The 24,868-nt window shown below is 70.4% G+C and carries 20 protein-coding genes; 5 read left to right on the top strand and 15 right to left on the bottom strand.

Annotation, left to right across the window (positions count from 1 at the left end; all coding sequences use genetic code 11):
* Window positions 1–8: 8 nt before the first annotated feature.
* The 5 genes from rpoN to BHS09_RS05555 all read right to left on the bottom strand — a co-directional run bounded on the left by rpoN (window position 9) and on the right by BHS09_RS05555 (window position 4,652).
* Complete coding sequence (gene rpoN / locus BHS09_RS05575) at window positions 9–1,526, bottom strand: RNA polymerase factor sigma-54 (RefSeq protein WP_140787928.1); 1,518 nt, start codon at window positions 1,524–1,526, stop codon at window positions 9–11.
* 248 nt (window positions 1,527–1,774) lie between these two features.
* The gene (lptB, locus tag BHS09_RS05570) at window positions 1,775–2,518 is read right to left on the bottom strand and encodes an LPS export ABC transporter ATP-binding protein (RefSeq protein WP_140787927.1); all 744 of its coding nucleotides are present in this window, start codon (window positions 2,516–2,518) and stop codon (window positions 1,775–1,777) included.
* A complete protein-coding gene (locus BHS09_RS05565; RefSeq protein ID WP_140787926.1) occupies window positions 2,515–3,138 on the bottom strand; it encodes an LptA/OstA family protein in 624 nt (207 codons plus the stop codon). Before BHS09_RS05565 ends, lptB begins: the two co-directional genes overlap by 4 nt.
* A complete protein-coding gene (locus tag BHS09_RS05560; protein ID WP_140787924.1) occupies window positions 3,135–3,686 on the bottom strand; it encodes an LptA/OstA family protein in 552 nt (183 codons plus the stop codon). Before BHS09_RS05560 ends, BHS09_RS05565 begins: the two co-directional genes overlap by 4 nt.
* A 12-nt stretch (window positions 3,687–3,698) precedes the next feature.
* Window positions 3,699–4,652 carry a lysophospholipid acyltransferase family protein gene (locus tag BHS09_RS05555; RefSeq protein ID WP_140787922.1) on the bottom strand — a complete coding sequence of 318 codons (954 nt, stop codon included), beginning with the start codon at window positions 4,650–4,652 and terminating at the stop codon, window positions 3,699–3,701.
* A 17-nt stretch (window positions 4,653–4,669) separates the two neighbouring features.
* Between BHS09_RS05555 and astB the strand changes: the two genes are divergently transcribed.
* Complete coding sequence (gene astB, locus BHS09_RS05550; RefSeq protein WP_140797385.1) at window positions 4,670–5,992, top strand: N-succinylarginine dihydrolase; 1,323 nt, start codon at window positions 4,670–4,672, stop codon at window positions 5,990–5,992.
* 138 nt (window positions 5,993–6,130) lie between these two features.
* Window positions 6,131–6,667, top strand: coding sequence for an aminoacyl-tRNA deacylase (locus BHS09_RS05545; protein ID WP_174260497.1), 537 nt, complete (start codon window positions 6,131–6,133; stop codon window positions 6,665–6,667).
* A gap of 21 nt (window positions 6,668–6,688) precedes the next feature.
* On the opposite strand, the gene BHS09_RS05540 is transcribed toward BHS09_RS05545, so the two are convergent.
* Both BHS09_RS05540 and BHS09_RS05535 read right to left on the bottom strand, forming a co-directional pair.
* Window positions 6,689–9,307 (bottom strand): O-antigen ligase family protein, encoded by a 2,619-nt coding sequence (locus BHS09_RS05540; RefSeq protein ID WP_140797383.1) that lies wholly within the window; start codon window positions 9,305–9,307, stop codon window positions 6,689–6,691.
* Window positions 9,308–9,409: 102 nt separating this feature from the next.
* Window positions 9,410–10,030, bottom strand: a complete 621-nt coding sequence (locus tag BHS09_RS05535; protein ID WP_140787910.1) for a hypothetical protein — start codon at window positions 10,028–10,030, stop codon at window positions 9,410–9,412.
* 99 nt (window positions 10,031–10,129) lie between these two features.
* Between BHS09_RS05535 and BHS09_RS05530 the strand changes: the two genes are divergently transcribed.
* Window positions 10,130–10,420, top strand: coding sequence for a hypothetical protein (locus BHS09_RS05530; protein ID WP_140787908.1), 291 nt, complete (start codon window positions 10,130–10,132; stop codon window positions 10,418–10,420).
* A gap of 79 nt (window positions 10,421–10,499) precedes the next feature.
* On the opposite strand, the gene BHS09_RS05525 is transcribed toward BHS09_RS05530, so the two are convergent.
* The 3 genes from BHS09_RS05525 to BHS09_RS05515 all read right to left on the bottom strand — a co-directional run bounded on the left by BHS09_RS05525 (window position 10,500) and on the right by BHS09_RS05515 (window position 14,063).
* Entirely contained in the window at window positions 10,500–11,687 is a 1,188-nt protein-coding gene (locus BHS09_RS05525; protein ID WP_140797382.1) for an acyltransferase family protein, read from the bottom strand.
* Window positions 11,688–11,689: 2 nt separating this feature from the next.
* Window positions 11,690–12,988: a UDP-glucose dehydrogenase family protein gene (locus tag BHS09_RS05520; RefSeq protein ID WP_140787904.1), complete on the bottom strand. Its 1,299-nt coding sequence runs from the start codon at window positions 12,986–12,988 to the stop codon at window positions 11,690–11,692.
* A 103-nt stretch (window positions 12,989–13,091) separates the two neighbouring features.
* Window positions 13,092–14,063 carry a nucleotidyltransferase family protein gene (locus tag BHS09_RS05515; protein ID WP_140797381.1) on the bottom strand — a complete coding sequence of 324 codons (972 nt, stop codon included), beginning with the start codon at window positions 14,061–14,063 and terminating at the stop codon, window positions 13,092–13,094.
* Between the two features lie 178 nt (window positions 14,064–14,241).
* Here BHS09_RS05515 and BHS09_RS05510 point away from each other — a divergent pair, with 178 nt between their 5' ends.
* Window positions 14,242–17,001, top strand: a complete 2,760-nt coding sequence (locus BHS09_RS05510; RefSeq protein ID WP_140797380.1) for an FG-GAP-like repeat-containing protein — start codon at window positions 14,242–14,244, stop codon at window positions 16,999–17,001.
* A 60-nt stretch (window positions 17,002–17,061) separates the two neighbouring features.
* On the opposite strand, the gene BHS09_RS05505 is transcribed toward BHS09_RS05510, so the two are convergent.
* From BHS09_RS05505 to BHS09_RS05490, 4 genes are all read right to left on the bottom strand, one after another.
* Window positions 17,062–17,496 carry a YciI family protein gene (locus BHS09_RS05505; protein WP_140787898.1) on the bottom strand — a complete coding sequence of 145 codons (435 nt, stop codon included), beginning with the start codon at window positions 17,494–17,496 and terminating at the stop codon, window positions 17,062–17,064.
* A 355-nt stretch (window positions 17,497–17,851) separates the two neighbouring features.
* Window positions 17,852–18,940, bottom strand: coding sequence for a nucleotidyltransferase family protein (locus BHS09_RS05500; RefSeq protein WP_237080199.1), 1,089 nt, complete (start codon window positions 18,938–18,940; stop codon window positions 17,852–17,854).
* Entirely contained in the window at window positions 18,940–20,427 is a 1,488-nt protein-coding gene (locus BHS09_RS05495; protein ID WP_140797379.1) for an MraY family glycosyltransferase, read from the bottom strand. Before BHS09_RS05495 ends, BHS09_RS05500 begins: the two co-directional genes overlap by 1 nt.
* Window positions 20,428–20,554: 127 nt before the next feature.
* Window positions 20,555–21,700 (bottom strand): glycosyltransferase family 4 protein, encoded by a 1,146-nt coding sequence (locus BHS09_RS05490; RefSeq protein WP_140797378.1) that lies wholly within the window; start codon window positions 21,698–21,700, stop codon window positions 20,555–20,557.
* A 77-nt stretch (window positions 21,701–21,777) separates the two neighbouring features.
* Here BHS09_RS05490 and BHS09_RS05485 point away from each other — a divergent pair, with 77 nt between their 5' ends.
* The gene (locus tag BHS09_RS05485) at window positions 21,778–22,887 is read left to right on the top strand and encodes an acyltransferase family protein (RefSeq protein ID WP_418763984.1); all 1,110 of its coding nucleotides are present in this window, start codon (window positions 21,778–21,780) and stop codon (window positions 22,885–22,887) included.
* Here the strand turns inward: BHS09_RS05485 and BHS09_RS05480 are convergent.
* Window positions 22,841–24,742 carry an LTA synthase family protein gene (locus BHS09_RS05480; protein WP_174259200.1) on the bottom strand — a complete coding sequence of 634 codons (1,902 nt, stop codon included), beginning with the start codon at window positions 24,740–24,742 and terminating at the stop codon, window positions 22,841–22,843. The genes BHS09_RS05485 and BHS09_RS05480 overlap by 47 nt on opposite strands.
* Window positions 24,743–24,868: the final 126 nt, after the last annotated feature.

The following is a 24,868-nucleotide window of genomic DNA, read 5'->3' as shown; positions in this document are numbered from 1 at the left end:
GCCGTGACTCAGTAGTACCGCTTGCGCTTGCTGCTGGGGAGGATGCCCAGCACCTCGCGGTACTTGGCCACCGTGCGGCGGGCAATCTCGGTGCCCTGCGAGCGCAGCAGCTCGACGATTTTCTGGTCCGAGTACGGGTTGCGGGCGTCTTCCTGCGCCACCAACTGCTTGATGTGGTGCTTCACCGCCTCGCTCGCGGTGTCCTCACCAGAGACTCGGGCAATGGACGAGTTGAAGAAGTACTTCAGCTCGAAGATGCCCTGCGGCGTGTGCACGTATTTGCTGGTGGTGACGCGGCTCACCGTGGACTCGTGCATGCCGATGTCCTCGGCCACGTCCCGGAGGATGAGCGGCTTGAGGTGGGCAATGCCCTTGTCCAGGAAGTCCCGCTGGAACTTCACGATGCTCTCGGTGACTTTGTAGATGGTCCGCTGCCGCTGGTGGATGGAGCGGATGAGCCACATCGCGCTGCGCAGCTTGTCCTGGATGAAGTCCTTCGTCTGGCCCGGGCCCACCGCGCCCGTCTTCAGCGCGTTCCGGTAGGTGCCGGAGATGCGCAGCTTGGACAGGCCGTCATCGTTGAGCACCACCGTGTAGTCGTCCCCCATCTTGTAGACGAACACGTCGGGAGAGATGTACTGCGCGTCGTCCCCGCTGAAGTTGCGGCCCGGCTTCGGGTCCAGCTTCGGGAGCAGCCGCACCGCCCCCACCACCTCCTCCAAGGTGACCTTCAGGTCCTTGGCGATGGCGGGCAGGTTCTTGCTCTCCAGGTACTTCATGTGCCGCTTGATGATGAGGCCCAACAGCGGCGCGTGCGGCTCCCGGATGCCCTGGAGCTGGATGAGCAGGCACTCCTGCAAGTCACGGGCGCCGCAGCCACGCGGATCCAGCATCTGGATGCGCCGCAGCGTGCGCTCCGCGACGTGCATGGGCACGTCCGCCTCGTTGGACAGGCGGATGAGCGGATCCCCGTCCACTTCCGGCAGCTTGAGGTAGCCGTCGTCATCCAGGTTGCCCAGGATGAGCATGGCGATGCGGCGCTCGGCATCATTCAGGCGCAGCGTGCCCAGCTGCTCCTGGATGTGGTCGACCAGGTCCTCCTTCTTGACGAGGTTGGCCTCGAACGACGGCATGTCGTCCGTGGCCACGTTGCCCTTGTTGGAGGCCGTGGTGGGCTCATTGAACTGGTAGCTGTTGAGGTACTGCTCCCAGTCGATTTCCGGGGGGCCCTCCCCGTCCGCCTTGAACTCCGTGGCGCTGTCACTGGTGGCCGCGGGCAGATCCACGTCCCGCGGCACCTCCATGTTGTCCGCTTCCAGGGAGGCTTCCCCGGGTTCCTTGTCTCCCACATCTCCCGGCGCTTGCTCGTCTGGTTGCTCCAACAGCGGGTTCTGCTCCATCTCCTCGCGGACCTGCTCGAGCAGTTCCATGCGAGACAGTTGGAGGAGCTTGATGGCTTGCTGCAGCTGCGGCGTCATCACCAGCTGCTGGGCAAGCTTCAGGCTTTGTTTCAGTTCCATCGCCATGAGACGGGGTCTCCCGGGTTGATTCGGTCCCTCTGGACAGAGGACCACCATCAAAGACCGTGCCAACGTAACAAGGAGCCCTGACTTCGTCTAGCCCCGAAACGAGGGTCCCTTGCTTGCATGCTCAGAATTCCACAAGGAATCCAAGAGCTTAAGACCACTCAGGGTGTCACATGCGCGTTGACAGGTCGACGCAAAAGCGGGGCCAACCCATTCTAAGCACTCCTCTGACAGGTGGCCAGCCGTGCTTAGAGCGCTTGTTGGAGGCGGAACCGTTCCCCCAGGTAGACGGCGCGGGCTTTGGGAGACGCGGCGATCTCCGCCGGGGTGCCCTCTTCCAGGATCTGCCCCTGTGCGATGATGTACGCACGATCACAGATGCCCAGGGTGTCCTGGACGTTGTGGTCGGTGATGAGGACGCCCAGTCCGCGTTCGCGGAGGAGGAAGATCTGGCGCTGGAGGTCGCCCACGTTGATGGGGTCCACGCCGGCGAAGGGCTCGTCGAAGAGGATGAAGCGGGGTTGGGGGATGAGGCTGCGGGCAATCTCGGCGCGCCGGCGCTCGCCGCCCGAAAGGTCTCCCCCCAGGGACTCCCCGACGTGCGTGAGGCCGAACTCGTCCAGGAGGGTGTCGGCGCGCTGCTCGCGGGCCTTGGCGTCCAGGTCCTTCTGGAGCTCCAGCACGGCCAGGAAGTTGTCGCGCACCGTGAGCTTGCGGAAGACGGAGGCTTCCTGGGGCAGGTAGCCCACGCCCCGGCGAGCGCGGCGGTGCATGGGCAGGTGCGTGAGGTCCTCGTCGCCAATGCGCACGCGTCCCGCATCCGGAGACACCAATCCCACCACCATGTTGAAGCTGGTCGTCTTCCCCGCGCCGTTGGGCCCCAGCAGGCCCACCACTTCCCCGGGGGCCACGCTGAAGGACACGCCGGCCACCACCTTCTTGCGGCCGCGGAAACTCTTCTCCAGGCCCTCCGCGAACAGCTTCGCGCTCATCGAGCCGTGCCTCCCTGGGCGGAGGGGGCCGTCCCGGAGGATGGGGCCGGACGGGGCGCGGACTGCCGCCCCTTGCGCTTGGCCGGGGTGGGGTTGGAGGGCAGCGATTCGAAGACGATGACGGCGTTCTCCACCTCCAGCCGCTCGTTGCCCAGCGTCAGCCGGACCTTCGTCCCGCGCATGTGCGTGGTGCCCTGGCGGGCCTCGGGCGAGCCCGTCACCACCAGCACGCCGCTGGGCACGTCGTACTCGGCGCGCTCGCCGCGGGCCATGCGGTCGCCGTCCACGGCCTTCACCCCGCCGGTGCACACCACGCGCGTCACTTCGCGCTGAGGGGTGTAGTTGGCCGTCATCCGGTCACAGTCCAGGTCCAGCGTGCGGTGCTTCACCTTCACGTTGCCGGTGAGGGTGGCCTGCGACTTCTGGAAGGTGACGTTGTCGCCGTTGATTTGAACCGGCTCCGTCAGCTCCTTGCCGCCCAGCGCGCCTGGGGCGCGGGAGCCCGTACCGGAGGCGGGCGCCGAGCCCACCGCAGCGGGAGGCGTGCCCTGCGCGGGGGTGGCGGCGACCGCGGGCGCGGGCTGCGCGACGAAGAAGGCCATCACGAGGAACTCAATCACTCTGGCGCTCCCAGCACGGACTCCACCGAGCCCGCGAAGTTGAACGTCTCGTCCGGGAAGAACAGCTCGAAGCGGTCCGCCCTCAGCCGATAGTCAGGTCCCTTCACCGTCACGCCCTCGTTTCCATGCGCCCGCTCCGTGGTGGCGTCGTACGTCAACCGGGGAGTGCGGGCCTCCATGCCCTTCCCGGTGCGGATGATGACACCGCCCGAGGCCACCACCTGCTTGGACGCGAGACTCCCCTCCATATTCGGGGCGCTCACCTCCACGCCTCCCTCCGTCCCGGGGGGAACCCCTTCCGAAGAGGAACCCGGCGGAATCCGGACGGTGGCGTCGGTGGCCCACACCTCGCCGGTGGTGCGCTGGTAGGACACCTGCCGGGCCGTGCCGGAGCGGATGAGCCGGTCGCCCTCGAAGGACTCCAGGCGCGCGCCGTGCAGCACCACCTCCGGGGGAGGCTGGCCGCCAGACGCACCCTCGCCGGAGCCCGGCTTGCAACCGGGGGCGAACACCAGGATGACGAGGCTGGCGGCGAGCAGACGAGACACAGGGCTTCCTTATCACCCGGCGGATGCGGGCGCCGCCTCCGGAAGTGGGACGTCCTCGCTCACCGGTGGACGCGTCTTCCAGCGCTGGTGCATCCACACCCACTGTTCCGGCGTCCGCCGGATGGCGGCTTCGATTCGGCTGGACAGGGCGGCGGTGAGGGCCAGGGCGGCCGCCTCGCGGTCCGTGTCCTGGGGCACCGGGACCTCTTCCATGGACAGGCGGTACCCTTCCCCTTCACGGTGGCAGAAACCCGTCACCACCGCCGCGCCCGTGCGAATGGCCAGGTCGGCGGCGGCGCGCGGGGTGGCGGCTAGCTGCCCGAAGAAGGGCACGAAGAGGGACTGCACCTTCGTGTCCTGGTCGATGAGGATGCCGAGGATTTCGCCGTTGCGCAGGGCGCGCAGCATGGCCCGGGCGGCGCCTTCCTGGCCGCGCCAGATGCTCCGCACCCCGCCCCGCGCCCGGAACTGGCCCACCAGCTCCGTCAGCCGGGGGTCCGTGGTCTCCTTGGCGATGCTCTGGCTGGGGTAGCCGGCGCGGGCCACGCGGCGGGCGAGCAGCTCCCAGTTCCCCACGTGTCCGGACACGAAGACGACGCCGCGCCCTCGGGCCAGGGCGGCCTCCAGCACCTGCCGGTCGGCGTCCGGCCAGGAGACCAGGCGCTCCAGGGCCTCGTCCAGGGCGCCCGTGCAGGCCACCTCCAGCGCGGCGGCGGCCAGGTGGCGGAAGGCGTCACGGGCCAGGGCCTGCCGGTCCGCGTCCGACTTTTCCGGGAAGGCCACGGAAAGGGACTTGAGGGCCTTGCGGCGCTCCCCTCCGGCCAGGGTGTAGGCCAGGGCGCCCAGGCGCGCGCCCAGGCTCCGGGCGACGCCCAGGGGCAGAGGTTGAAGGAGCAACAAGACGCCACGGATGAGCACGTAGCGGAGGAAACGCTTGAGGCGCTTTGCTAAGGGTGGACGCTCCACGAGGCGTTCAATATCCCATGCGCGAATACAACTTCGACGGGCTCGTTGGCCCCACCCACAATTACGGCGGCCTCTCGCCCGGCAACCTGGCGTCGCAGAGCCATGTCGGTGAGCCCAGTCACCCCCGGGACGCGGCCCTCCAGGGGCTGGAGAAGATGCGCTTCGTGTCCGCCCTGGGGGTGGGACAGGCGGTGCTGCCGCCCCAGCCGCGCCCGTCCCTGCACGCGCTGAGGGCGCTGGGCTTCACGGGCTCGGACGAGGAGGTCATCACCCGGGCCGCGCGCGAGGCCGAGCACCTGCTGCGACTGACGTCCAGCGCATCCTCCATGTGGACGGCCAACGCGGCCACGGTGGCACCCAGCGCGGACACGGCGGATGGCCGGGTGCACCTGACGCCGGCCAACCTGTCGCAGATGTACCACCGGGCCATCGAGGCGGAGACGACGCACTCGGTGCTGCGCGCCATCTTCTCCAATGAGAAGCACTTCGCCGTGCACGCGCCGCTGCCGGGCAGCGGGCACTTCGCGGACGAGGGCGCGGCCAACCACACACGGCTCGCCACGCCCGGGCACGCGGGCGTCCACCTGCTCGCCTGGGGCCGCAGCGCGTGGCAGGACGTGCAGGGGCCCAGCCGCTTCCCCGCGAGGCAGACGCTGGAAGCCAGCCAGGCGCTGGCGCGGCTGCACCAGCTGGATGCGAAGTCGGTGCTCTTCCCGCAGCAGCACCCGGAGGGCATCGACGCGGGGGCCTTCCACACGGACGTGCTGGCGGTGGGCAACGAGCGGTTCCTGATGCTGCACGAGCTGGCCTTCGTGGACCACGCGGGGCTGTTGGCGGTGCTGCGCGAGAAGCTGGGCCAGGACTTCCGCGCGGTGGTGGCCACGAAGGCGGAGCTGCCGACGAAGGACGCGGTGAAGGCGTACCCGTTCAACTCCCAGGTGCTGACGCTGCCGGACGGCACCATGGCGATTGTGGCGCCGGTGGAGAGCCGGGAGACGCCCGCGGCGCGGCAGTTCCTGGAGCGCGTGGTGGCCGAGGACACGCCGGTGAAGGCCGTGTACTACCTGGACGTGCGCCAGTCGATGAACAACGGTGGCGGCCCGGCCTGTCTGCGCCAGCGGGTGTGGCTGACGGACGAGGAGCGCGGGGCCATCAAGGCGGACGTCTTCTACACGCCCGCGCTGCATGACTCGCTGGCTGGCTGGGTGCGGCGGCACTACCGCGAGGTGCTTCGGCCCAAGGATTTGCAGGACCCGCAGCTGGCGCGAGAGACGATGACGGCGCTGGATGAGCTGACCCGGATTCTCAACCTGGGCAGCGTCTACGACTTCCAGCGCTGAAGCGTGTCGGACGCCCGGCTGCCCTACGGACGGGCGTTCAGGCGCTCCGTGGTCGGCTGTAAGCCCGAGTGTGGCAGGCACCCGTGGTCGGACGCGCTGGCGGTCATCACCTTCTTTCTAGAGGAGGTGAGATTCCCCATGATTCCCGAAGCGATACAGCACTATCTGCGCCGCAACGGGGTGCGTTTCGAGCGGTACTGGCACCCGCGTGCCGTCAGCGCTCAAGAAGTGGCCGAGTCGCTGCACGTCTCCGGCTGGCGCGTGGCCAAGTCCGTCATCGTGATGGCGGACCGGCAGCCATGGATTGTCGTCGTCCCCGCGGCGGGCACCGTCAACCTGAACCAGGTCCGAGACATGCTGGGTGCCCGGCACGTCCGCCTCGCGACCGAGCCGGAATTCTCCGGCCACTTTCCCGACTGCGAGGTGGGCGCAGAGCCCCCCTTTGGTGAGCTCTACGGCCTGCCCGTCGCCGTTGATGAATCCCTCAGCCTGGCGGAACGGCTGCTCTTCCGCGCGGGCTCCCACGAGGAGTCGCTCGAGCTGCGCTTCCAGGACTTCGCCACCCTGGAGTGGCCTCTGGTGGCCTCCTTCATCGACAAGGAGCAGCAACTCCAGGCCGCCAGCAACATCGGCGCGCCCTGCCGTCCCCGCGAGGAGGCACACGCCCACATCTGAACCGGAGCGAGGCCCGGGCACCTAGTGCGCGTCCCGAGCCTCGCCATCCACGTCCGGGCCACGCAGCAGGTGCTCCAGCTCCGCCGCGCGCGGGTCCTCCGATAGCGTCTTGCGCCGCGAATCCACGCGCTCGCGCTCCGCGCCTTCCAGCCGCGACACCCAGGCCCGTGCCTCGGCCCGCGCGCCCGCGGGAAGATGCCGCATGCCCTCGTGGACCGAACGCGCCGCCGCGTCATAGCGCCGCAGCGCCTCCTGGGTCCGAGCCACCGCGAAGAACGCGTCCGCCCCAGGCGCGAGCCGGGCCGCCGTCTGCCGCCGCTCCAGTGCGTGGGAGAGCAACCCCTCGCGCTCCAGGCACGCCGCTTCCATGGCCAGCAACCGCGCGCGCTGGGCGTAGTCCGTGATGAAGGGCGCCAGCGCCTGGAGCGTGTCCTTCGCCCGCCGCGTCAGTCCCGCGTCCAGCTGCTGCGCGGCCAACTGGAAGGACAGCGCCACGTTGCCCGGGAAGCGCGCCAACAGCCGCTCCAACGCATGCAGGGCCTCCTCCCGCTTCCCCTGCGCCCGCAGCACTTCCGCGCGCAGCAGGTGCGTGTCCAGCGCGTCCGGCGCCAGGCGCTCCACCTGCGCCCGCGCGGCCTCCGCCGTCTCCAGGTCCCCTCGCAGGATTCGCAACCGGGCCTCGCGCGCCCACAGCGCCGCGGCTTCCGGCTGACCCGCGAAGTGCTCCCGCGCCCAACCCGAGTAGTCCAGCGCCAGCGCCAGCCGCCCCGGCGTGTTGGCCAGCGCATCCAGCAGCCGCACCGCGGTCGCTGGGGACTGCGGCGTCAGCACCGTGAGCGAGGCCAGGGTCTCCGCCTGCGGCAGGGCCTCGCCCAGCAGCACGGTGGCATCCCCGGCTTCGTGCGCCAGCCGGTACTCCAGGAAGCCCTGGGCGCTCCGGCCCAACGCCAGCAGCGCCCGCGCCGCCACCCGGTGGGAGCTGGCATCCAACGGCGCCAGGTACAGCGACCGGTTGACCAGGGCCAGCGCCTCCCCTGCCCCCTCACGCCCTCGCGCCGCGTGCGCCGATGCCATCAGCCGGTACAACAGGTAGTCCGAGGGGTGCCGGTCCACCAGGGCCAGTCCCCGCGCGTGGACGTCCTGCGCGGATGCCCCCGACGTGACGAGCCGCACCAGCTCCGCCTCCGCGTCGCCCAGGCGATGACGGCCGGGCACCAGCGCCACCAGCGCCACCGCCGTGAACGCCAGCCCCACCCCCAGCACCGCGCCCGAGGGCCGCGCGCACCACGCCTTCTCCTCGACGGCCCGCTCCCGGGGACGCGCCACCACGCCCAGCGCCACCAACGCCGCCACCGCGCACGCGGGCAATTCCAGGCTGAAGTCGAAGAGGTCGTGCAGTGCCAGCGCAGCCACGCCCGCGAGCGCCGCCAGGTCCACCGTCTCCAGCCCCTCACGGCGCAGCAGCCGCAAGAAGCCCCAGACGGCCACCGCCAGCAGCACCAGCCCCAGCGCGCCCAGCTCCGCCGCGACCTGCAACACCGCGTTCTCCGGGTGCGTGAAGGTGTTGGGATTGGGCTCCGTCTGGTAGCGCGGAAACGCCGCCTCGAAGGCGCCGCGCCCCATGCCCAGCATGGGAAACGCCCGCGCGGCGTCCGCCAGCATCGGCCATAGCGCCACCTTGGACTGGCGCAGCTTCTCCACGCTGTCCGCGGTGCGCGCCTCCGCCCACAGGCCGTCCGCCGCCGTGTACGCGCCCACCATCAGCACGCCCAGCAGCCCCAGCAGCGTCGCGGCGCTCCGGGCCCATACCGGGGGCGCCCCTTCACCGGACGTGTGGCGCTTGCGAAGCAGGAACAGCGCCAGCAGCGCCTGTCCGAAGGCGAAGAAGGCAATGCCTCCGCGCGACAGCGACAGCACCACGCCCAGCCCCGACACGCCCGCCGCCAGCGCGTATGGCAACGCCCGCGACTGCGGCCCGCGCGTCAGCGCCAGCCCCACGCCCAGCGTGGACGCCAGCGCGAGGAAGCCGGCCAGGTGGTTCGGGTTGCCAAAGGGCGTCACCAGCGTGGGCCGCGCGTGCATCCAGGGCATCAGCCCGAAGAGGGACTTCACGCCCAGCAACGCATGGCCCAGCCCCACCACCGTGAGGCCCGCGCCGGTGAAGACCACCGCCGCCAGCAACCGCTCCCGGCTGCCCCGCGAGCGACTCACCTGCACCGTCGCGAGGAAGGCCAGCAGGTAGGCCAGGTGCTTCGCCAGCTCGCGCCAGGTGGCGGACGGGTCCAGCGACACCGGCCGCGCCCGCTCCAGCCCCAGCGGCACCAGCGCGAACTCCCGCAGCCCGGCCGCCTCCGGACTCAGCAGGCGCAGGACACCGTCCGGCAGGGGCACCAGTTGCACCGCGCACAGGCCCGCCCCCACGGCCAGGGGCACTGCCAGCAGCGGAACGCGAAGCGACTGGCCCTGCCGCTTCGCCCCTATCGCCGCCAGCACCGCCGCGGCGCCGGACAACAGCACCAGCGGACCCAGCAGCCACCCCGCGGCGCCGCCCAACGCCAGCGGACACACCACGACGAGCGCCGCCAGCGCCGCCTCGGCGAACAGGGTGAATCGAGAGGCACTGCGGGAAGCGCGGGGCATGCGGGGATTGGCCGGGTGAGTATCACAGCACTCACGCTCCTCGCCCGTCCCCCTGCCTCCAGTACGAGCCGCCGGGAGACCGGACGTGCTGGAAAGGCGACATCAGAAGGCGAAGGCGACCAGCGGGATGCCAGCGCGCGGCGTCCACTGCCGCGTCTGCATGGCCCCTCGCGCATCCCGGCGGGCCTTCACGTCGCGCAACTCATCCTCCAGGCGGATGCGCTCGCGAACCAGGCTTTCCCGGTGGGCCCGGTTGATACCCGCTTGCTTGGAACCCGTGACGACGCCCGCGATGAGCAGCCCCACCCCCGCGACTCCGCCCACCGTCATGCCCACCCCCAGGGCCAGCAAGGCGCCGGCGTCGTCATCATTCGACGTGCTCATGCCGACGATGATGAGGGGAATGCCCAACAGCAGCAGCGGGGACAGCACGTATCCCGAGTACGCCATCACCAACGACCCCGCGGGCCAGTTCGTGTCAACGGAGCGAATCTCGCTCTGGAGCATCGCGATTTGCTGCGTCAGCTCGCGAGCGCGGGCGTCCAGGTCCTCCGGCAGGGGCGGCGGCGTGGGCGTCCCAGAGACGTCCGGCGCCTCCTCCGCCGGGGCCTGGGCCACGAGGAGCCGGGCGGACACGGGCCGCTCGGGCACAGGCGTCAGAAGTGAGTGGGATGTCGAAGTGGACGCGGTGGCCAGCAACGCAGCGGCTACGAGTGACAACATGTGTGGCGTTTCCCCCAGGTGTGGAGCAGCCGGGCGACCCTAGCATCCGCCCAGGCACGAAGGGCTCGAAGCCAGCTTGCATCCAGGGGACCTTCTGGCATGTTCGCCGCAGCCATGCGCCGCTTCATCGTCACCGCCGCCCTCCTCTGTTCCGCCCTGTCCGGCCTCACCGGCTGCAAGGGTGCCTGCCGCGAGCTGTCCGAGAAGCTGTGCGACTGCTCCATCAACTCGGTGGAGAAGGAGCTGTGCCTCCGCCGCGCCTCCCAGGAGGAGAACCGCGTGGAGCCCACCGCCGAGGACGAGGCCGTGTGCGAGGAGCGCCTGGATGGCTGCGACTGCCGCGCCATCGAGACCGAGGAAGGCAAGCGCGCCTGCGGCATCTCCCGCTGAGGCGGCCCACCCGACCGGAGGCTCCGGGCGCCTGTGCCCCGGACGCCGCCCGTCTCGCTTGACGGCGCCAGCCCGCCGCTCAGGTCCCCGACACCACCGGCTTCACGGGCTCGCGCGGCGCACCGTCCACCCAGGGCGTCAGCGCGGCGCGGACGCGTGAGCGCAGCGGTGTCTCCACGGAGCGGTGCACCCACAGCGACGCGGGCACGCCCAGCAGCAACACGGAGGCCAGCAGCCCTTCGGGCGTACGCAGCTCCACCCAGGGCGACACCAAAGCCCCCAGGCCCTTGGCCGCCTCCGACACCGGATACTGGAGCAGGTAGAGCGCGTAGCTGGCGCCCCCCAGCTTCACCAGCGTGGGCCGTGACAGCAGCCAGCCCAGGGCGCCTCCGCCCCGCGCCAGCCCGTACACCAGCAGCCCCGACGCGGGCGCCAGCAGAGCGTTGTGCATCAGCGGGTACGGCACCCTCGAGCCCGCCGCGCCCGCCGCCACCAGCAGCGCCGTCCCCAGCGCCGCCAGCACCGCGCCGGAGCCCTTCACCCCGCCCGCCGCGCGCTCGCGCACGAAGCACCAGCCCAGCAGGACGCCGAAGAGGAACTCCGGCAACCGCGCCAGCGGGTTGAACTTGAGCGCCATCAGCCAGGGCCCCGACGCATGCACGTCCACGGGCCCCGGGCCGTCCGGCAGGAGCGCCAGATACAGCAGCGGCGGCAGCAACCCCAGCACCCACGCGCCGCCCAGGGCCACGGGAAGCCACGCGGGCTTGAGCCAGGGCAGCCCCTTCGCCAGCCGGGGAAAGAGGCCGTAGAAGCAGGCCTCCACCGCCACGGACCAGCCCGGCGGATTCCAGTACAGCGCGAGCCGGGGAACCCAGGCCTGGAGCAGCGCCAGCGTCACCGCCCCGCCCACCGCGAGCTTCGCGGCGGCCACCTTCCAGCCGTTGTCCGCCACGGACGCGGCGATGGTGGTGGGCGCGGACAGGAGGAACGTCAGGACGTAGACGGGGTACACGCGGGCGACGCGGGCGGCCCAGAAGGCCCTGGGCGACGTCTCCATGCGCCCGTCCGCGTCCAGGTAGTTCCAGGCGAGCACGAAGCCGGACAGGACGAAGAAGACGCCCACCGCGGCGTAGCCCGCGCCCACCCAGTCGCGCAGCGCTTCCGGCGCCGTGCCCAGGCACGGCGCCGCGAAGTGGAACAACACGACGTGCAGGGCCGCGACGAAGCGCAGCCCCGTCAGCGCGTCGAGGGCCCTGCTCCCGCTCACCGCTACCGCCGGCCGATGCCGTAGTACGTGAAGCCCAGCTCACGCATGCGCGTGGGGTCGTACACGTTGCGTCCGTCGAACACGACGGGCGACTTCATCAGCGACTTCATGCGCTCGAAGTCCGGGTGGCGGAACTCGTTCCACTCCGTCACCACGAAGAGGCCGTCCACGCCCTCCAGCGCCTCGTAGGGCACGGAGGCGTAGCGGATGCGCTCACCGAAGACGCGCCGGGCCGTGTGCGGAGACACCGGGTCGTGCGCAATCACCTGGGCGCCCTTGCCGATGAGGCCCTCGATGACCTCGATGGACGGCGCCTCGCGCATGTCGTCCGTCTTCGGCTTGAAGGCCAGACCCCACACGCCGAACTTGCGGCCCTCCAGCGAGCCGTAGTGCCTGGCCGCCTTGTTCACCAGCAGCTTCTTCTGGCGCTCGTTGGTGCGCTCCACCGCGCGCAGCAGGTCCAGCTCCAGGCCGTAGTCACGCGCCGTGGCCACCAGCGCCTTCACGTCCTTGGGGAAGCAGGAGCCGCCGTAGCCCACGCCCGGGAAGAGGAACGGATAGCCGATGCGCTTGTCCGAACCCAGGCCCTTGCGCACGAAGTCCACGTCCGCGCCCACCTTCTCGCAAAGCGCGGCGATGTCGTTCATGAAGGAGATGCGCGTGGCCAGCATCGCGTTGGCCGCGTACTTCGTCAGCTCCGCCGAGCGCGTGTCCATGAACAGCACCGGGTTCTCGGTGCGCACGAAGGGCGAATACAGGTCCGCCATCACCTTGCGGGCGCGCTCGGAGTCCACGCCGATGACGACGCGGTCGGGCTTGAGGAAGTCGTCCAGCGCGGCGCCTTCCTTGAGGAACTCCGGGTTGGAGACGACGTCGAACTCGATGTCCGTCACCTTGCGGATGGCCTCGCGCACCTTGTCCGCGGTGCCCACCGGCACGGTGCTCTTGTCCACCACCACCGTGTACTGCTTCATCGCCTTGCCAATCTGCTCGGCGGCGGCCAGCACGTACTGGAGGTCCGCGTCGCCACTCTCACCCTCGGGCGTGCCCACGGCGATGAAGACGACCTGGGCGTTGGTGACGGCCTCCGCCAGGTCCCGGGTGAAGAACAGGCGCTTTTCGCGCACGTTCTTCTTGATGAGCTCCTCCAGGCCGGGCTCGTAGATGGGGACCTCGCCCGCCTGGAGCATGCGGATCTTCCGCTCGTCGATGTCCACGCACGTGACGTCGTTACCCGAGTCCGCGAAACAGGTGCCCGCGACCAGGCCGACGTAGCCGGTTCCGATGATGGCAATACGCATTGAGGGAGCCCCAGTGAATGTCTCTTGATGGACTCATACGCCGGGAGGGAGTCCGAAAGAAAGCCCATCCCCTTCACCGGGGGCCCTCTGCGAGCAGCCGGGCTTACTGGCCCGTGAGCAGGCGGCGAACCCGCTCCATCCCCTTGAGGGCCGAGGTCCGGCCGGGGGTGCATACAGGACCCACCACCGTCCGCTCCAACAGCTCCCGCGTCGCCCGGCGCAGCGGCGGCAGCGCGGCGGTGGCGTCCGCGGCGGCGTCCGGGAACAAGCGCGCCACAATCGACAGGGACGTGTAGAGGGCCCGCTCCAGGCGCCACTCCGCGGCCCGGGCCAGCAGCACCGGCACATCCAACGGACGCGAGTACACGCCGCCCATCCACTTCGCGCCGGTGACGAGCTCGCGCAGGTCGATGAAGGACAACCACGGCACCGCGTACCCATGGCGCGCATGCTCCAGCGCCACCAGCAGCACCGCGTCCTCCAGCTCCGGGCGGTAGAGCGAGGAGCCATACACGCGCATGGGCTTCGCCCGCTCGAGGATGCCCGCCGTCTGCTCGCGGCGCTGGGGGCCCAGCACGTCCGAATAGAGCAGGATGACGGTGCGTCCGTCGGACACCACCTTCGCGGCGCCGCTGTTCTCCGTGTCGGGCTCCGGGACGAACTCGTGGTGGGACAGGAAGCCCGAGAAGCCGTCCACGTCCAGGCGCTTCATCAGGATTTGCAGCTCCGGCACGGGGCGGAAGCCCACGTGCGGATAGAGCGAGTCCGCGAAGGACGCGGCGCCCATCAACACCAGCTTGCGTCCCTCCAGCGCGCCCACGATGCGCTTGAAGTTCACGAGCTTCATCACGTTGTCGTTGACGGAGCCCTGGTAGATGCTGAGCAGCTTGTCCCGCGCCCACTCCGGCGCGTTGCCCGCGCCCAGCCGGTACTCCAGGTTGTAGGCCGCCAGGGGCGCCAGGCCCTGCATGATGGCCCAGTCCACATACTCCTCCCAGGGCGCCCCGCGCAGCGCGCCACGTGGCGGATCAAACGAAGAGAGCACTCGGAAGGTGTCGAGAAGACCGGCGGACATGGCCCCCCTTTAACGGTCCGGGCGCATGGCCTGCAACGCCCGGATGACGTCACTCCCGGGAGCCAGGGGTGAACAGCCGACATTGGGCGGCCTTCCGGGGTGGGTCCCCAAACCGGTCCGAGTGAATACCTGGGCCGCCCGGTACGTCGCGGGCCGGGCAGGCTTTCTTGGAGGCGGAATGTCGCAGCAGGGATGGTCGGACGGGCGTCCGGGCCGTTGGCTCACGCTCGGAGCGCTCGGATGGGTGGCGTGCACCGGCACGACACCCGAGGAACCTCCGGCATTCGACAACACCACGGCGGTGGAGTCAGAAGCCCGGTGCGAAGTGCGGCCGCCCTTCGAGCCCCACTTCGAGCCCGAGGTGGAGTGGGCGTGGACGGCCAGTCCCCTCATGCCCACGCACACCAACGCGCAGGCCACGCCCGTGGTGGTGGACGTCAACGCGGATGGCGTTCCCGACGTGGTGTTCAACAGCTTCGAGGGCTGGAATTTCAAGACGAACGGCGTGCTGCGCGCCATCAGCGGCGCGGACGGCTCGGACCTCTGGGCGGTGACGGACCCGGCGTACCGTACCCGGGGCTCGGCCAGCGTCGCCGCGGGCGACGTCGACGGAGATGGCAAGGTGGAGCTGTGCACCGTGCCGGAGAGCGCCCAGGGCATCATCTGCTTCGAGCACACCGGCGCCTTCAAGTTCCGCGCGGACGGGCCACCGCTCGACTGGGGCGGGGTGTCCCTGGCCGACCTGGACGGAGATGGCTCGGTGGAAATCATCGCCGGCAATCACGTCTACGACAGCAGCGGGACGCTCCGGTGGGTGGGGAGCGACGGCGTGGGCAGCCCGGCCAACGACACCGGACCGCTGGCGTTCGCGGTGGACCTGGACGGGGACGGGCTCCAGGAGGTGGTGAATGGCCGCGCCATCTACCGGCATGACGGAACGCTCAAGTGCAAGGCGGCGGAGCTGGGCCACGGGCTCGCGGGCGTGGGCAACTTCGACGCGGGCCCCGAGGGCGAAATCGTCGTGGTGTGGGACGGCCACGTGTCCTTGATGGACGCGAACTGCAAGGTGAAATGGACCGTGCAGCACCTGGGCGGCGGCGTGGGCGGACCGCCGAACATCGCGGACTTCGACGGGGACGGACAGCCGGAGATTGGCGTGGCGGGCGCGTCCCACTACGCCGTGTTCGAGTCGAACGGCACGGTGAAGTGGCTGAGCCCCACGCAGGACCACAGCTCCAACCGCACCGGGTCCTCCACCTTCGACTTCGAGGGCGATGGCCGCGCCGAGGTCGTCTACGCGGACGAGACGGCGCTGCGCATCTACGACGGCGTGACGGGCCAGGTCCGCTTCGAGGCGCCGCACAGCTCGTGCACCGCGTATGAGAATCCGGTGGTCGCGGACGTGGACGGTGATGGCAACGCCGAAATCATCGTCGCGCAGAACACGGCCTGCGGCTACGGCGACTTCCAGGGCATCCGCGTGTACCGGGACCGCAAGGACGGCTGGGTGAACACGCGGCGCATCTGGAACCAGCACGCCTACTCCGTCACCAACGTGAACGACGACGGCACCCTGCCCGCGCGTCCGGTGAGCAACTGGCTGGCGCCGGGGCTCAACACCTTCCGCACCAACAGCCAGGGCACGGGCACCGTGCGGCCCTTCGCGGCGCCGGACCTCGCCATCGGTCAGGTGACGGCCACCTGCTCGGGCGAGGGCGCGGTGACGCTTGGCGCGAGGGTGCGCAACCAGGGGGATTCGGCGGCCTCGGCGGGGGTCCAGGTGGCCTTCTACCAGGACGCGGTGGGCGAAGCCGGCACGCTCCTGGGTGTGGCCACCGTGCCCCACAAGCTGGAAGCGGGCGAAGAGACGAGCGTGGAGCTGGCGTTCGACACCACCGAGAGCGGCTGGGTGCTCATCTACGCGGTGGTGGATGACGACGGCACCGGCACGGGACGTGAGCTGGAGTGCCGCGAGGACAACAACGTCGCATCGGCGCAGCTGAAGCTGGCGTGCGCGCCCAACGAGCCTCCGGTGGCGCTGTGCCGGGACGTCGTCGTGGAGGCGGACGCGCAGTGCCGCGCGTTGGCCAGCGTGGACAACGGCAGCCATGACCCGGACGGGCAGCCGGGTCCCTTCACGCTGACGCAGACGGCGCCCGGCCCCTTCAGCCTGGGGCGGCATGCCGTGACGCTGACGGCCCACGACGGCGAGGACAGCGCGGTGTGCCAGGCCACGGTGAAGGTGGTGGACACGACGCTGCCGTCCATCCTCTGCCCGGCGCCGCAGGTGCTGGAGTGCGTGGCGGGGGGCGCGGAGGCCACCTACACCGCCCGGGCGGAGGACAACTGCGGGCCGGTGTCGGTGACGTGCACGCCGCCGGATGGCTCCCGGTTCCCGCTGGGGCGCTCGGTGGTGGACTGCAACGCGGTGGATGGCTCCGGCAATGCGTGTGGCTGCGCCTTCTCCGTGACGGTGCGGGACACGCGGGCGCCCGTGCCCGGCGCGTCCCTGGGCAAGCGGCTGTGGCCGGCGGACCACCAGTACCGCACGGTGACGCTGGCCGAGTGCGCCGCGCCCGCGAAGGACGCGTGCATGGGTGACCTGTCGCTGGAGCGGTACGGCCGCATCATCCGGGTGACGTCGGATGAGTCCGAGGACGTCGCGGGCATCTGCGACGGCGCGACCTGCGACGACATCGACGTGCGGGTGAACGCCACCTCCGTCCAGCTGCGCGCAGAGCGCGACGACACCGGAGATGGCCGCGTCTACACGGTGCACTACGTGGTGGAGGACCCGTCCGGGAACCGGACCGACGGCCGCTGCACCGTGGAGGTGCCTCGCGACTCGGCCGGCCAGCAGGTGCACGACAGCGGACCGAAGTACTGCGTGGGCCAGGGCTGCGCGCCGGGCCTGGGCGGCAGCCCGCTGTGCCCGTGAGGTGAGCGAGGCAGGGGCGTGGAGCGGTGTCGCTCCACCGCCCCGCGTCCGCCCCTCGCCTCAGGAGCCGCGACGCTGGTCCAACTCGGCGCGCAGCTTCTCCTCCTGGGCGCGCAGCTCCGGCGTGAACTCGGAGCCAAGGTCGTCCAACTCGTAGAAGGGGCGGAGCTCCAGGTCCGACTCCTCGCCGGGCATCGGGTCCGGGCAACGGCGCGCCCACTCCACCGCCTCCTCCATCGACTTCACCTGCCAGATCCAATAGCCGGCCACGAGCTCCTTCGTCTCGGCGAAGGGGCCGTCGATGACGCGCTTGGTTCCGTTCGAGAACCGGATGCGCTTGGCGGCGCTGCTCGGCTTGAGGCCATCTCCATCGAGCATCACCCCGGCCTTCACCAGCTCCTCGTTGAACTTGCCCATGTCCGCGAACATCTTCTCGCTGGGCATCGCACCGGCCTCGGAGTTCTTCGTCGCCTTCACAAGCACCATGACCTTCATCGCATCGTCCTTTCGGTTGGGGGCACCGCCCCGTTCTGAAATGGCGACGAATCAGCCGAACGCGGATCGACACGGCCCCAGGAAAAATCGACACGGCGGCCGGGCGCTGGAAGACCCAAGCGAATTCAGGCTGCTACGAAACGAAGGTGAAAAGTCCTCCGGATGGAGGCAGACCGGCCGCTCCGCCGCCCGTGGCGGCATCCGCCGAAATGACCGTGGCCCACGGCCCGAGTCACACGGCGGGAGGTGTGGCCTCCCCCCATGAGGCAGGTGCGCAGGAAGACGCTGCCCGGCGCGCTGGCCATGGCGATGGGAGTGCTGGCTGGCCGCGGCTGAGGCATGCCGCGCCCCCAGCTCAGCCTGGACGGCGCAGCCTCGCCCGCACGGCGTTCCGTGCTCGCCGGACGCCATACCGCGCCACGGACCCCATCCGTGGCGCCAGCAGCAGCTTCGCCGCCATCCACCCGGTCCGGCTATCCAGCAGCGCTGCCTCCAGCAGCCGCGCGTCGGAGAAAAAACGCCGTGCGAGCACTTGCTGCCAACGGGGCGGAGCCAGCGCCGCCAGCGCCTCGTCCGGCACCGGCGCCGCCAGGAGCCGCCGCGCCGCGTCCCACGCATACCAGGCCGCATGTGGGAAGGCCGTGCCACGTGCCCGCTCCACCACCATCCGCCAGTCCAGCCGCGTGTCCGCCAGCGCCAGCAGCTTCAAGTCGAAGAGCCACGCCAACCGTTGCAACGCGTGGTTGCTCGCGTGCAGCGCCAGGTAGACGGCCTCGTCCTCGGGCCGCAGCCACCGCACCGCCCGGCCATCCACCACGCCCGTCTCCGCCCGCGCCAGCAGCGCGTCGCCCTCCAGCGCCTCGCCCCACCCCGCGAGCGCGCGGTAGTGCAACTCCACCAGCCCCGCCGGCCCCGCCAGCTCCAAGTGGTGAGCGTCCTCTTCCCCGTGCCGGGCGCCGTCGTCCCGCCGCACCGAGAGCCCCACGCGGGCAAGCGCTTGGACTGCGGCGCCCACGTCCGCGCGCGCCACCAGCAGGTCCACGTCCGTGGTGGCTCGCTGCAACGGGTCCGGATACAGCCGCAGCGCCAGCCCGTATCCCTTGAGCAGCACCGGCACCTGTCCCACCGTCGCCAGTGCGTCCAGGCATCGCAGCAGCAGCGCCTTCACGCGCAGGGCCCGCGCCGCGTTCCCCAGGGCCTCCCGGCGCAGGGACGCACTCGCGGGCTCGGGCAGTGCCCAGCCCGCCCGCTCCACCGCGTGCGCCACGAAGCCCACCAGCCCGTGGCGCACCGCCGTGCGCACCAGGGCCTCCGCGTCCCCGCCTCCCGGCGGCGCACCCGAGGGGGCGTCCGGCCACGCACGCAGCAGGGCCAGGAGCGCGCTCGCGCCCACGGGTGTCAGGCGCTCCTGCCGGGTGCGCGGCGCGGCGTGCCCGTCGGGCATCACTTCCTCAGCGCGACCAGGCGTCCGGGCTCGGCGTCGGCCCGGGGCCGGAGCCGCCCGGCGCTCTCCGCCACCGCGTCCGCCACCTGCTCCAGCGCCAGTTCCTCATCGCGGTTGATGGCGGCCCGGCCATCCCGCCACACCAGCAGCATCGCGCCCAGCACCTCGCCGTCGACCTTGATGGCGATGCTGACCTCGAACGGCATCCCCGAGCCCGCGGTCCGCTGGGCTTCGAAGACGACGTTGTCCGCGAGTCCCGTGGGCCAAACGCGCTGGAAGCACAACTCCTGGTGCGACAGGCCCAGGGCATCCGCCAACGGGCGCACCGCGTTCCACACCCCCTCCAGCGAGGGCGCCGCGCGCACCGCGCGGGTGACGTCCTTCACCATGGTCCGCAGCCAGAGGTTGCGCTGACGCACCTGGTGCATGTCCCGGGCGCGGCCCAGGTCCAGGTAGCCCAGCCGCCGCATCAGCAGCACGATGAGCACGCCCATGCCACACAGCAGCATGGCGCTCTGCGCGCTGCTGGCGAAGTTCAGCGCCAGCGCCACCAGCATGAAGAGGCCGCACAGGCCATACAGCACCAACACCGTGGCGCGGTGGCTGAGCACCAGGTGGCTCATCAGCCGGTGATGGATGTGCTCCCGGTCCGCGCTGAACATCGGCCGCCCCAGCAGCGAGCGCCGCACCATGGCCAGCAGCGTGTCCATGATGGGCAGCCCCAGCGCCATCACCGGCACCAGCATGGCCACCGCCGTGCCGCTCTTGGTGCTCGTCTTGATGGACACCGCGGCCAGCACGAAGCCCAGGAACATGCTCCCGGTGTCCCCCATGAAGATGGAGGCCGGGTTGAAGTTGAACACCAGGAACCCGAGGATGGCGCCCGCCAGCGCCGCCATCAGCAATGACAGCAGCACGTCGCCTCGCGACAGCGCGAGCAGGAAGTTGGTGCCGACGCCGAAGAAGGCCACGCCGCCCGCGAGCCCATCCAGGCCGTCGATGAGGTTGAGCGCGTTGACCACGCCCACCACCCACAACACGGTGAAAGGCAGACTCAACGCGCCCAACACCAGCTCCGGGCCGAACGGGTTGGCGATGACGTCGATTCGGAATCCCATGGCATACAAGCCGAACGCCACCGCGAACTGGACGGCGAACTTCAGACGGGCGCCCGCGCCCCGCAGGTCGTCGTACAGCCCCAGCGCCACAATCGCCGCGCCGCCCAGGAACAGGCCCGTCACCAGTTCCGTGTGGGAGCGGAAGTGGTACCCCACGCCAGAGTCCACCAGGAACAGCGCGCACAGCGGCGCGAAGAATCCACCGACGATGCCCACCCCGCCCAGCCTGGGAATCGGCCGGACATGGACCTTCCGGCTGGAGTTCGCCTGGTCCAGCCATCCCCATGCCAGGGCCCGGTCGCGCACCAGCCGCGTCACCGCCAGAGCCACCAGCAGCGAGACGAAGAAGGCGACGAAAAGCGTAATCATGGGGCGTGCACCGTCCGTGCATCGTGGCGGCCGGTGGCTCCACGCGTCAATGCACGCTGGAGTACGATAGGTTTGTGAAGCAATGGGCCCTTGCGTCCGCCTGTCGTACAACCAGGCAGACGCCCTTCTAGACGGTCCGAGGCGAGCGGAGAAGCGACTCGTAAAGGGTTGACGTGCGCGCGGCGATGTCCCGCCACGTCATGTCCCGCACCGCTGATTGTGCTGCTTCACGCCACCGGAGCAGGCGAGCACGGTCCTCCGCCAGCGAACGCAGCGCCGCCACCTGCGCGCCGACGTCACCCGCGGGAACCAACCGCCCCGTCTCTCCGTCGCGCACGACCTGGGGCGCCACGCCCACCGGCGTCGACACCGGTGTGAGCCCGCTGGCCATCGACTCCACCAGCGCCATCCCGAAGCCCTCCGAATGGCTGGGGAAGAACAGCACCTCTTCGTCCCGCAGCAGGCGCGGCAGCTCGGCGCGTGGATAACGAGGCACCACGCGCACGTGCTCGCGCGCCCCAGCGGGAAACGCCGCCAGCACCTCCGCCTCCGGGTTGCCCGTGCCGTACAACGTCAGCGTGAAGGACACGCCTTCGGCATGCAGGCGGGTGGCGGCGGCCACCATCTCCGCGCGTCCCTTGAGCGCCAGCCAGCTCCCCACGCACGCCACCCGCAGCGGCGCGCCGGGCGCTGAAGGCGTGGGCGAAGGCAATCCCTGGAAGGCCACATCCAGCCCGTGGGGAATGACACTCAACTGACGCGCGGGCACGCCCAACCGTTCCGTCGCGTAGGCGGCATCCTGCGTGTTGAGCAGCACCGCATGGTCCGCGCGCAGCAGGGATTGGCGCACCTCCCAGAGGCGATAGCCGCCATGGTACAGCGGGTACTTCCAGCTCAGCGCCAGGTGCCCCGCACGCGCGTCGGCGCGCAGCCGTTCGGAGAAGGTGTGCTCCAGGCCGTGGCTGCGCGTCACCAGGGCATGACGGGGCCGCGCCCCCGGGCGGCCCAAGCGCATCCAGGGCCACGCATCCCCCGTGGTGATGTCCAGCACGTCGTACCGGCTCGCGGCCCGCAGCAGGTGCGCGGTCAGCTTCCAGGGGAACCGCAGCTCGTGCACCGTGGTGTGGTGCCGCAGGCCGGGATAGGCGTCGTCATAGCTGAAGTAGTCCACCTGGCAGCCCCGCGCCGCCAGCGCCTGCCCCAGCGCGAGGGTCACCCCCGGCGCGCCCATGTTCGGGTTTAGGGGATGGTGGATGCCAAGCAAGACGCGCATGGGAACGGAGCGACCCTCTCCTGCCTGCTTTCCAGGGATGTGCGGCGTGGGCCACAATGCCACCGTTTCCCGCGCCCATGTCCCCGCATTCCGCTCCCACGTTGCAGGCGAGCCTCGACTCGCGTCGCAACAACCTGGACTTCCTGCGCTTCGCCGCGGCGGCGTGCGTGCTGCTCAGCCATGCCTTCCCCCTGGGCGAGGGCAAGGGGACGGTGGAGCCGCTGGAGGCCTTCACCCGGGGACAGTTCTCCCTGGGCCGGCTGGGCGTCGCGGTGTTCCTCATCATCAGCGGCGTGCTCATCACCCGGAGCTGGGAGCGGACGCCCGACGCGGCGCGCTTCATCTGGGCCCGGGTGCTGCGCATCTTCCCCGGCCTGGGAGCCATGTTGCTGCTGACGGTGGGGGTGCTGGGGCCGGCCTTCACCCGCCTGCCTCTGGGTGACTACTTCACGGCCCCGGACACGGCCCTGTACCTGCTGGGCAACTTCGCCCTGAACTGGCCCCAGTGGCACCTGCCGGGCGTCTTCGAGGCGAACGCCTACCCCCACGCCGTCAACGGCTCGCTGTGGACGCTGAAGTACGAGGTCGGCTTCTACCTGCTGACGCTGGGCCTGGGCCTGACGGGCCTCTTGCGCAAGGGCGTGGTCATCTTCGGCCTCGTGGGCGCGGCGGTGGCCACCTTCGTCACCGGACGGCTGGGCTTCTGGCCGGAGCTGTACCTGTACTTCGGCGGCGGCGTGGCGCTGTACCAGTGGCGCGAACACGTGCGCATGAGCCCCTGGGTGGCGGCGGCGTGCGTGGTGGGGTGGCTCATCACGGCCCGGCTCGGATACGGCTGCCGCATCGCCACCGGCCTGCTGGGCGGATACGTCGTGCTGTACCTCGCCTTCCGGCCCATGGGGGCGCTGGCGGACTTCGGGCGCCGGGGCGACCTGTCCTACGGCGTCTACCTCTACGCCTTCCCCGTGCAGCAGGCCGTCACCACCCTGCTGGGCGGGCCCACGGCGTGGTGGGTGAACGCGGCGGTGGCATTCCCCTGCGTGCTGCTGCTGGCGGCGCTGTCGTGGCGGTGGGTGGAGCAGCCCGCCTTGCGGCGCAAGGACAGGCTCCCCGCGTGGGCGCGGCGTCCGGCGGCCTCCGTCACAGCGCTTCCGAAGACACCGCCCCGGCCGACTGGGCCGCACTGAAGTTGTCGCCCGCCAGCCGGTCATACGTGAGCAGGCGGTAGCGCCGCATCCAGTCCTCCCACGAGCCCGGCTCCTGGGCCTTGGGGGCCTTGTCGCCCACGGGCAGGTATTCGCCGGAGGCGTTGCGCAGCAGGTCTCCCCGGACCACCGGCAGCACCTTGGACAGCTCGGAGACGAAGGCGAAGAAGCCCGGAGGCCGCAGCCCCGCCGTCTCGAGGATGCGCGGGGTGAGCATGCTGATGCTCAGGTGGATGTCCTGCCGGGGCACGGTGAAGTTCGTCCAGAGGACGACGGGGACCTCCGCCATGCGCTCGCGCTGCGCGTCCGTCCATGGCTCCTGGAGGTAGCCGGCCTCGCGATAGGTCGCGTAGTCCGAGCCCAGCATCGGCAGGTGGTCCCCGAAGAGCACCAGCAGCGTCTTGCGTTTGCGCGCCCCCAGCCTGCGCACCAGCCGCTCCACGGCCGAGTCCATCTGCCGCAGCTTGTGCACGTAGTTCTTCAAGAGCAGCCGGTTGTCCGGCGAGAGCTTCTCGCCCTGCACCTCGATCCGCTCTTCGCCGGTGAGCGGCAGGTTGTAGGGCCCGTGGGTGGACATCGTCACGGCCATGATGAACCGCGGCTGACGCTCGTCGGAGAGCTCGTGGAGGATGTGGTCGACGACCTCCTCGTCCGACACCCAGGGCCCTTCGAGCCGGGGTGAAGGGAAGTCCATGAGCGACTGGAACGTGTCGAAGCCCAGCAACGGGTACACCACGTCGCGGCTCCAATAGAAGGAGTGGAACGGGTGGATGGCCAGCGTCTGGTAGCCCGCGCGGCGGAACAGCGACGGCAGCGCGTCCACGGGACGCATCACGTAGTGCTGGTAGGGAAACGCGCCGTCCGGGGCGAACGACGAGGACATGCCCGTCAGGAGCTCGAACTCCGCGTTGGCCGTGCCACCGCCGAAGGCCGGGCTGATGAGGTTGCCCGAGCTGTGGCGCCCCATGAGCGACCGCACGAAGGGCAGCGGGTCCTCGCTGAAGGGGATGCCCAGCCGCGTCGGATCCCAGAGCGATTCGGCCATGAAGACGACGACGTCGACGGGCTCCTGGGGCGCGGCGGGCACCACGCCCGGAGGGCCCCCTAGAGCCGCGTGCACCTGCGCCTGGGAGTACTCACTGCCCGGCTCCAGCCGCAGCCCCTCCCAGTTCCAGAGCATCATCAGCGTGAGCCCGTTCATCTGGAAGTTGGAGCGCTGGTCCCACACCTGGTCGTAGATGCCGAAGCGGTTGAAGACGCGCCGCACGGGCAGGTGCTGCTGGAAGATGACGACCAGCAGGTACGCCACCGCCGCCAGCGCCAGGTTGCGGCGTCCGGCCTTGGGCAACGGGTACCGGGGCGTGCCGCGCGCCACCCCGCGCCACATGACGACGAGCATGGCCACCAGCAGCAGACACGAGCCGATGGCCGCCACCGCGCCGCCGCCGGGCAGCAGCGTGGGCGCCAGCGACGTCACCTGCCGCCACTCCAGGAAGTCCCAGGGCATCAGCGGCCGGTCGATGAGCTGCACCTTCCGGATGTGCAGGGTGACGGTGAAGAGCATCGCCGCCGCCACCAGGGCCCCCGAGATTCCCACCCGGTTCGTCGCCGCCCACAGCAGGCCCGTCACCGCGGAGATGACTCCCACGCTGAGGAGCATGGAGTAGACGTTGCGCTGGGTGATGCCCTCCAGGCCCGCGGACGAGAAGACGGCAATGGTCAGCTCCATGGCCCCGACGAGCACCGCCGAGGCCAGGATGACGCCCACCAACGGCCACAGGTTGGAGGGAGGCTGCTGGAAGAACAATGTCTGGGGAATCCGTGTGCGACGTGCCAACGACAGGTGCCTCCAGAAGTCGACCAGGGAGCGGGAAGGCGCGGAGACTACCTGACAGGCCCCCGGGCGTTCCATGCGCCTGGGGTCGGGTTTCTGTCGCCTGCCACACTGCGTGCGGGGGGACGT

Source organism: Myxococcus xanthus (assembly GCF_006402735.1).
In the GTDB taxonomy this organism is placed as follows: Bacteria; Myxococcota; Myxococcia; order Myxococcales; family Myxococcaceae; genus Myxococcus; species Myxococcus xanthus_A.
Note: the sequence above shows the minus strand (reverse complement) of the source record. Positions and strands in the feature narration are given on the sequence as shown.